Below are 5634 nucleotides of genomic sequence, written 5' to 3' on the forward strand. Positions count from 1 at the left end.
TTTCGCATCAGCGCCTTTGACGAAGAACGCCGCCAGCACGATCAGAAGCGCCGTCAGCCGCGACGCCGGCAGGTTGATCCAATCGTCAAAGCGCGCCGCCGCCCAGCCGAACGCCTCGTGGCGCGGGGTGCGGTGGCCGATCATCGAATCGGCGGTGTTGGCGGCCTTGTAGGCGGCGCCGCCGGCCAGGCCGCCGACGCCGGTCCAGAAGGCAGGGGCGACGATGCCGTCGGAAAAATTCTCGGCCAGGCTCTCGATCGCCGCGCGGCAGACACCGGCCCGGGCGAGCGTTTCAGGGTCGCGACCGACGATCCGCGAAACGGCAAGGCGGGCCAAGGCGATGCCGCCGGTGTCGAGGGCGTCAGCCACCGCCTCGACATGCTCATAGAGGCTCTTCTGCGACAGAAGCGACGTTGCCAGAAGGGCCGTGATGACGAGGCCCATGGGAACGAACCAGAACAGGATCTGCACGCCCAGGCCAATTATCGCCGGCACCAGCACGATGACCAGCAGCGCCTGGACACCGCGCTTGCGACGCAGCGCGTCGGGATCAGTGGCGCGGTTGAGCCTGCGGTCGAGAAAGGATATCAGCCTGCCGAACCACGTCACCGGATGGCCGATGGCGCGAAACAGCCAGTCGGGGTAACCGAGGGCGAATTCGACGACCAATGACAGGAAAGCGATCAGGACTGACATGAAGCTTCTTAATGGGGCGGTTGTGGACCATGGTGGAAGTCTTGGCCGCGCGAGGGTGCTTTTCCCCAACGCCCTGCTGCCTTTCGTCGACCTCTCGACCGGTATCAATCCGCACTCCTACCCGCTTTTCGACCTGCCCGCCACCTCGCTGTCGCGGTTGCCGGAAGCCGCGCGCACACGCGACCTGACAGAGATCGCGGCCAGTACTTACGGCGCGCCGTCGCCAGCCAACGTCGTGGCGGCGCCGGGCACGCAGATCCTGTTGCCGCGCGTTGCGTCGCTCATTTCGCCCGGCAAGGCGTTGGTGCTGGGTCCGACCTACGCCGAACATGCCCGCGCTGCCGCGATCGCCGGGCACCAGGTGGCGGAGGTCGATAATTTCGAAGCGTTGGCGGACGCCGACCTCGTCATCATCGTCAATCCGAACAATCCGGATGGACGTGTCATAGAGCGCGACCGGTTGCTGGCTCTGGCCGCCGGATTGCGCGCCAAGGGCGGACTGCTGGTCGTCGACGAGGCGTTCATGGATGTCGGCCCGCGTCAGCACAGCGTCGCGGGCGATGTCGGTCGGGGCGGCCTCGTCGTGCTGCGCTCGTTCGGCAAGTTCTTTGGCCTGGCCGGGCTGCGGCTCGGCTTTGCACTTTCCGATACTGCGACGGTCGACCGGCTGGATACGCAGTTCGGACCATGGGCCGTCGCCGGCCCGGCGCTGGAATATGGCATCCGCGCGCTTGCCGACATCGGGTGGCAGGACGTGATGCGGGCGTCGTTGGCCGGTGAATCGGCGCGTCTCGATGCGCTTTTCAGCCGCTTCGGCGTTCCTGTTGCGGGCGGAACCACACTGTATCGTTTCCTCAGTCTGACCAATGCCGCCGATTTGTTTGCAGCGCTCGGCGAGCGCGGCATCCTGCTTCGCCATTTTGCCGACCGGCCTGACGTTCTGCGCGCCGGCCTGCCGGGCAGTGAGGAGGAATGGCAGCGGCTCGAATCCGCACTTGCCGAGTGGGCGTCGCGGCGCAAGCATCAATCGAAGGGTTCAAAACGATGATCCATGTCTGCTCGCTTGCAAAGATCGAGGAAACGGTGGCCAGGACCGGCGCCGACCGCATGCTTTCGCTGCTCGCCGCCGGAACGGAGGTGGTGCGGCCGGCCTCGATCTCGAGGGAAAACCACCTGCATCTGGTCATGCACGACATCGCGGTGGCGCAGGACGGCATGACCATGCCGGGCGAAGACCATGTCCGCAATCTGCTCGATTTCGCGCGCCGGTGGGACCGGGCAAGGCCGATGCTCGTGCATTGCTATGCCGGCATCAGCCGCTCGACGGCTTCGGCCTATATCATCGCGGCAGCACTGGCGCCGAAGCGTGACGAGGCCGAATTGGCGCGGACGCTGCGGGCGCTGTCGCCTTCGGCAACGCCCAATCCGCGACTGATCGCCGTGGCCGATGCGTTGCTTGAGCGCAACGGCCGCATGGTCGAGGCGATCGAATCGATCGGGCGCGGCGCGGACGCCTTTGAAGGCACGCCCTTTGCGCTGAGGATCGACAGCTAGCTTTGCCCCCATATCGTTGTTCGTCTGATCCGCCTCCTCCATCGCCTCGTTTGTTCAAGAGGATCTGGAATAGCGATGACAGCGCTTGCCACTGGTTTGGAGGCTACGTCAACCACTCCGCGAGCTTCGCCTTGCGCACATCTTGCAGCAGGCTGATGAAGCCGTCGGCCTGATATTCTGCCGTCAGCCGGCCCTTCTCCGCCGTCGCGATGCTGGCGTCGCCGACGACGCCGTTCGGGTTGAGATCGCTGGCGATCCAGGCGAAGGCGTGGGTGCCGGTGTGGCGCAGCAGCGAAAATTCCTTTTCGGCCTTGGCGACATTGGAAACGAAATTGTCTGATTTGCCCATGTCCACGAGGTCCGGCCGGAAATGCAGCATCAGCGAGGTCTCGACATCGCCGCCATGGATGCCGTGACGGTCCTCCAGTTCGGTATACATGCCGGCCGGACGGCCAAAACGCTGCCAGCTGGTCTTCACCGCCAGCATCTTTTCGCGCACGCGCAATTCGCGCGTGACGATGCCCATGATCTCCTCGTTGCCGCCATGCGAATTGACCACGATCAGCTTGCGCACACCGGCGCGCGCGATCGACAGGCCAAGCTCGGTCCAGGCTTCGATCAGCGTGGTTGCCGGCAGAGTGAGGGTGCCCGGCGCATGCAGGTGTTCGTTGGATTTGCCCACGGCCTGCACCGGCAGGATGCGGATGTCGAGATCGTCGGGCAGGCGCGAAATGACCGTGTCGAGCATGCCGTTCATGATCGACGTGTCGGTCGAAACAGGCAGATGCGGCCCATGCTGCTCGATCGCCGCCACTGGCAGCACGGCGATGGTCGCCTCGGGATCGATCGAGGCGTATTCGGTGGTCCGGTAGTCGCCCCACCACACGCGTCTTTTGGGTACGGTCATGTCATGCCTCTTCAATGGTCAGGCAGACCTAGCGCGGGACGGGCGGCCTGTCGATCACCCCGCCGCGATGGCCTCGATTTCGACCTTGAATTCGGGCCGGGCAAAGCCGGAAACAATCATCAATGTCGACGCTGGCGCGGGGCTCGAAAACAGCCGGTCGCGGACGTCCATATAGGGCCGCAGATGCGCGCGGTCGGTGACATAGGCGTTGATGCGCACGATATCCCTGAGACCCAGGCCGGCTTCGCCGAGAATCGCCGCGATGTTTTGAAAGCAGAGTTCGGCCTGCGCTCCGGCGTCTTCGGGAATCAGGTCGTCGGCGGTGATGGCGACCTGGCCCGAGCACAGCACAAGCCGCTTGCCGGCCGGCACCTCGACGCCGTGACTGTAGCGGGCAAAGGGCGGCTTGATGGACTTCGGGGTGAGGAATTTGAACATGGCAATCTCCTGGATGCCGCCACCTAAAGCCGGACTCATTACACCTTCAAGATGGCGGTGCATGTTGCCCGGGCGATTGTGGACAGCCGTTCAAAAAATAGGCACGATGCCTTCCGTACAGCATGACCCGTTCGCGCTTGGCATGGCAACGTCTTTCAAGCGGGCGGTCCCGGCGCCAGACGCCGGTGGCATGTGTCTTGCTTCTTGAATCTTTGGTGTCGAGCCTGGCGCGTGGCGCGCCGGAGCAAACAGAGGGTGGTGTCGATGTACGGAAAACAGAAGATCTCGGTGGCGGTTGTGGCCCTGCTTGCAGCCAGCACGCTGGGTGCGGCTGCGAATGAGAAAGTCACCTTCGGCACCAACTGGTTGGCCGAGCCGGAACATGGCGGATATTACCAGTCCGTGGCGGACGGCACCTACGCCGCCTGCGGCCTCGACGTCACCATCATGCAGGGCGGTCCGCAAGTCAGCGGCCGGCCGATGCTGCTGGCCGGCAAGATCGATTTCTACATGGGCGGCAATCTGCTGTCGGCCTTCGATGCGGTCCAGCAAGGCATACCGATGCGCGTGGTGGCGGCGGATTTCCAGAAGGACCCGCAGGTCATCATGTCCCACCCCGGCGAGGGGCTCGACAAATGGGAGGACCTGAAGAACGCCGACCAGTACATATTGGGCGACGAGGGCGTGCAGACCTTCTTCCAGTGGATGGTCATCGAACTCGGCTTCGACGCCTCCAAACGCGCGCCCTACACCTACAACACCGCTCCCTTCCTCGCCAACAAGAAGTCGATCCAGCAGGGCTACGTCACCTCAGAGCCGTTCGCGGTCCAGAAGGAAGGCGGCTTCGTGCCGAACCAGTTCCTGCTCGCCGACTATGGCTGGGACACATATTCGACGACGATCGAAGTGATGCAGGACACGATCGACAAGAAGCCGGAGGTGGTCCAGTGCTTCGTCGATGGCTCGGCCAAGGGCTGGTACAAATATCTCTACGGCGACAACAAAGCCGCCAACGACATGATCAAGAAAGACAATCCCGACATGAGCGACGAGCAGATCGCGTTCTCGATCGAGCAGATGAAGAAGTTCGGCCTGGCCGATTCCGGCGACACCGAAAAGCTCGGCATCGGCGCCATGACCGACGCGCGGATCAAGAGTTTCTACGACAAGATGGTAAAGGCTAAGGTCACGCCAGCCGGCATCGACATCAAGAAGGCCTACACGCTGACCTTCATCAACAAAGGCGTCGGGCTCGAGCTGAAGAAATAGGCCGCCCCGGAATGATAAGGGAAAAAGTGGCGCAAGCGCCGGCTGCGTCGGGTGCGGCCCCGACGCTCCTGGCGCTGAAGGGCGTCGGCAAGGTGTTCTCCAACGGCGTGACGGCGCTCAGCGACGTCGACCTGACCATCCGGGAAGGCGATTTCGTCAGCCTGCTCGGGCCGTCGGGTTGCGGCAAGTCGACGGCGCTGCGGCTGATCGCCGGCCTGTCGACGCCAACTTCCGGCGTGCTCGATTGGCGCGGTGGCGGCTCGCTCGACCGCTCGAACATCGGCTTCGTCTTCCAGGAGCCGACGCTGCTGCCTTGGGCCAATGTTTTCGACAATGTCTGGCTACCGCTTCGGCTGAAAGGCATTTCGCACGCCAAGGCGACACCGGCGGTAACGGAGATGTTGGCGCGGGTTCACCTGACCGGCTTCGAAAACGCGGTGCCGCGCGAACTGTCAGGCGGCATGAAGATGCGCGTATCCATAGCGCGCGCCATGGTGACCAAACCGCGCGTGCTGCTGATGGACGAACCGTTCGCGGCACTCGACGAGATCACCCGCTTCAAGCTCAACAACGATCTCCTGGAACTGTGGCAGGACGAACGGTTCACCGTCGTCTTCGTCACCCACAGTGTCTTCGAAAGCGTGTTCCTGTCCAACCGCGTCGTCGTCATGGCGGCGCGGCCGGGCAGGGTGTTCGACGAACTCGCCATCGAGGCCTCCTATCCGCGCGACGAGGCGTTTCGCACCTCGCCAGACTATGCGGCACCTGTC

At 63.7% G+C, this 5634-nt stretch carries 7 protein-coding genes; 4 read left to right on the forward strand and 3 right to left on the reverse strand.

All coding sequences use genetic code 11. The annotated features are described in order from the left end of the window. Window positions 1-696 (reverse strand): CobD/CbiB family cobalamin biosynthesis protein (locus tag EN879_RS22500; RefSeq protein WP_164774519.1); only part of this gene is annotated, 696 nt, incomplete at its 3' end. Here EN879_RS22500 and cobD point away from each other — a divergent pair. Both cobD and EN879_RS22510 read left to right on the forward strand, forming a co-directional pair. Further along, window positions 695-1744, forward strand: a complete 1050-nt coding sequence (gene cobD, locus EN879_RS22505; RefSeq protein ID WP_082826475.1) for a threonine-phosphate decarboxylase CobD — start codon at window positions 695-697, stop codon at window positions 1742-1744. The genes EN879_RS22500 and cobD overlap by 2 nt on opposite strands. Further along, window positions 1741-2250, forward strand: a complete 510-nt coding sequence (locus tag EN879_RS22510; protein ID WP_063168226.1) for a tyrosine phosphatase family protein — start codon at window positions 1741-1743, stop codon at window positions 2248-2250. Before cobD ends, EN879_RS22510 begins: the two co-directional genes overlap by 4 nt. A 103-nt stretch (window positions 2251-2353) precedes the next feature. On the opposite strand, the gene EN879_RS22515 is transcribed toward EN879_RS22510, so the two are convergent. Together EN879_RS22515 and EN879_RS22520 are read right to left on the reverse strand one after the other, a co-directional pair. Further along, entirely contained in the window at window positions 2354-3157 is an 804-nt protein-coding gene (locus EN879_RS22515) for a creatininase family protein (protein ID WP_063168225.1), read from the reverse strand. Window positions 3158-3211: 54 nt separating this feature from the next. Then, complete coding sequence (locus EN879_RS22520) at window positions 3212-3595, reverse strand: RidA family protein (protein WP_024501344.1); 384 nt, start codon at window positions 3593-3595, stop codon at window positions 3212-3214. A 264-nt stretch (window positions 3596-3859) separates the two neighbouring features. On the opposite strand from EN879_RS22520, the gene EN879_RS22525 reads away from it, so the two are divergent. Further along, window positions 3860-4864 (forward strand): ABC transporter substrate-binding protein, encoded by a 1005-nt coding sequence (locus EN879_RS22525; protein WP_013531126.1) that lies wholly within the window; start codon window positions 3860-3862, stop codon window positions 4862-4864. A gap of 11 nt (window positions 4865-4875) precedes the next feature. Continuing rightward, on the forward strand, window positions 4876-5634 hold a 759-nt coding region (locus EN879_RS22530), incomplete at its 3' end, for an ABC transporter ATP-binding protein (RefSeq protein ID WP_164774520.1).

This window comes from Mesorhizobium sp. M7A.F.Ca.AU.002.02.1.1 (assembly GCF_003998535.1).
Taxonomy (GTDB): domain Bacteria; phylum Pseudomonadota; class Alphaproteobacteria; order Rhizobiales; family Rhizobiaceae; genus Mesorhizobium; species Mesorhizobium ciceri.

Coding starts and splice junctions, on each gene's coding strand:
- EN879_RS22510 (WP_063168226.1), top strand. CDS start 1,741: ATGATCCATGTCTGCTCGCTTGCAAAGATCGAGGAAACGGTGGCCAGG.
- EN879_RS22525 (WP_013531126.1), top strand. CDS start 3,860: ATGTACGGAAAACAGAAGATCTCGGTGGCGGTTGTGGCCCTGCTTGCA.
- EN879_RS22520 (WP_024501344.1), bottom strand. CDS start 3,595: ATGTTCAAATTCCTCACCCCGAAGTCCATCAAGCCGCCCTTTGCCCGC.
- cobD (WP_082826475.1), top strand. CDS start 695: ATGAAGCTTCTTAATGGGGCGGTTGTGGACCATGGTGGAAGTCTTGGC.
- EN879_RS22515 (WP_063168225.1), bottom strand. CDS start 3,157: ATGACCGTACCCAAAAGACGCGTGTGGTGGGGCGACTACCGGACCACC.